The 2,249-nt window shown below is 68.1% G+C and carries 1 protein-coding gene and 2 pseudogenes; 1 reads left to right on the top strand and 2 read right to left on the bottom strand.

Annotation, left to right across the window (positions count from 1 at the left end; all coding sequences use genetic code 11):
* Nucleotides 1–221: 221 nt before the first annotated feature.
* A complete protein-coding gene (locus ACLHRZ_RS37055; protein WP_490422982.1) occupies nt 222–434 on the bottom strand; it encodes a cold-shock protein in 213 nt (70 codons plus the stop codon).
* 333 nt (nt 435–767) lie between these two features.
* Here ACLHRZ_RS37055 and ACLHRZ_RS37060 point away from each other — a divergent pair.
* Nucleotides 768–1,037: pseudogene (locus ACLHRZ_RS37060) on the top strand (DUF6431 domain-containing protein); the annotation flags it as partial.
* A 434-nt stretch (nt 1,038–1,471) separates the two neighbouring features.
* Here the strand turns inward: ACLHRZ_RS37060 and ACLHRZ_RS37065 are convergent.
* Nucleotides 1,472–1,663, bottom strand: a pseudogene (locus ACLHRZ_RS37065) (transposase family protein); the annotation flags it as partial.
* Nucleotides 1,664–2,249: the final 586 nt, after the last annotated feature.

Raw genomic sequence — 2,249 nt, forward strand, 5'->3', positions numbered from 1 at the left:
CGACACCACGAACACGCCCTCAACCTGATCGGCTGCACCAACTGGCGGGACGCTACCCAGCTTTCAGGACGCACCATGTCGACAGGCTATCTACCTCGCCGTACGGCAACGCCCGGAAGCCGTCGGCTGACCCGGGGCAGGTCAGCACTGCCGAGGCTGCCAGCTGGTGCGTGCCATCGCGCCCAAGAGGAACTCGCAGGCGCGATGGCACGATGCAAGGGCTACTCGGGGCGGACCTGCGCGGCCTGCATGCCCTTCTGGCCTCGTTCGGCGACGAAGGACACCCTCTGCCCCTCCGTCAGGCTCTTGAAGCCTTCGCCTTCGATGGCCCGGAAGTGGACGAACAGGTCGTCGCCGTCACCGTCAGGGGCGATGAAGCCGTACCCCTTCTCCGCGTTGAACCACTTCACGATGCCGCTCTGTCGGTTGGCCACGCGTCCGCCGATCTCTCCGAGGGTGGTAAACAACCCCCATCACACCACCCTTGCCACTGCGATGTAAGCAGACCGGGCCGCCGTGCCTGGGGTTGCCCGTCATCACATCGGGCGGTTCGACGTGCACCATAAATCGAACACGTGATTCAATTCCGGCCATGCCGTCCGCCCCCTTCCCCAACGACCTCATGCGACTGAGCACGATGATTGTCTCCGTGAGCGCGGTGTTGGACGACTCTCTGCGTGAGCATGTAGGTGGGGGTCTGCGACATTCGCGGTGGGTATGAGCTGTGATCTTGCTGGGCATTCTGATCTTGTTTCGTGCGCGACGACATGGTGTGCACGGGGCGGAGGTGCTCAGTGCTCGTCGTCGACTCCGACGTCCTGCTGGTCGAACAGCAGTTGGCGGAAGGCCGTCTGTCCTGTCCGCCGTGCGGTGGGGTGTTGGCACCGTGGGGTCACGGGCGACCGCGGGCTGTGAGGGGCGGGCTGGGTGCCCGCCTGTTCTTCCGTCCGCGCCGGACGCGTTGTTCGGGGTGCGGGGTCACGCATGTCCTGCTGGCTGAGGTGATGTGGCCGCGGCGGACGGATGCGGCCGAAGTGATCGGTGCGGGGCTGGAGATAGCGGCCCTGGGGATGGGGCACCGGCGGGTCGCCGCGCGTCTGGGCCGGGCTGAGGACACGGTGAGGGGCTGGTTCCGCCGGTTTGCGGTGCGGGCTGAGGACGTCCGCCGGTACTTCACCGTGGCCCTGGCCGCGATCGCTGATGACCCGGTGATGCCGGACCCGTCCGGGTCGGTGGTGGCCGACGCGGTCGCGGCCGTGGCGGCTGCCCATGGGGCGGCGGCCGAGGACGGTGGCCCAGCTGAGCACCTGATGCAGGTGCACAACAGCCGGGCGCCGGCCGTGCCCGCCAGGGCGCGGGCCACCGCCTCCACGACGGCCTGCAGGGCCGGAGTCCGGCGCTGGTATCGCACCGTCAGGCCCTCGACCTGCTCGGCGAACGTCCGTTTCGCACAGTGCGGGTTCTCGCAGTACATCCGCCGCACCGACAGGTCGATCACGACCGGGCGTCCGCCGACGGCCTCGTCTGCGACATGCCGCACATACCGGCCGTGCTCCCAGCTCGACGCCCGCCCGCATCCCGGGCAGACGGCCGGGGCCCCGGCATGGGTTCGCGCCGTGATCCGTACCAGATCCTCGCCGGCCTCAACCGTCTCGACCTGCACCGCGGCCAGCTGCGGCAGCAGGTCCTCGAGCCCGATGGCACACGCGGCCAGCGTGCCATCGCCAACACCCCAGAACCACAGGCTCGTTCATACGATCACCGGCTACGAAAATCTTGGAAGACCCGTTCTATTTACAGGGCCCTCGGCCGCCTCGGAGATCGCGGTGCAGATCCGCTGCAGGGCTGGCACGAGCTGCATCGGTGGTCGGGCTTATGCCGAACCTGTTTTGGGGGAATACAGAGATTTCAGGTGTTTTATCGGCGTGTAGGAGGTGTGTCAGAGGTGGTGGGTGTGGTGTGGATGAGTGGATGGGTTGGTCGGCGTGTTAGCGAGTGTGGTGTGGGGAGTGGTGGGTGATGCCGCGTGCGGCGCGTCGTGAGGGTGTGCGTAGTGGTGGGGTGGAGCGGGTGGATGGGGGTGTGACGCGCCGGAATGGTGGTGTTTCGCAGGCGGAGGCGCAGCGGCGGCTGGCCATGACGTTGGCGCTGGTGAGTGAGGCGCGGAAGAACGGCGGGTCTGGTGGGGCGGGCGACGGCGGGTCTGGTGGGGCGGGCGACGGCGGGTCTGGTGGGGCGGGCGACGGCGG

It is taken from the genome of Streptomyces sp. AM25, from assembly GCF_058146165.1.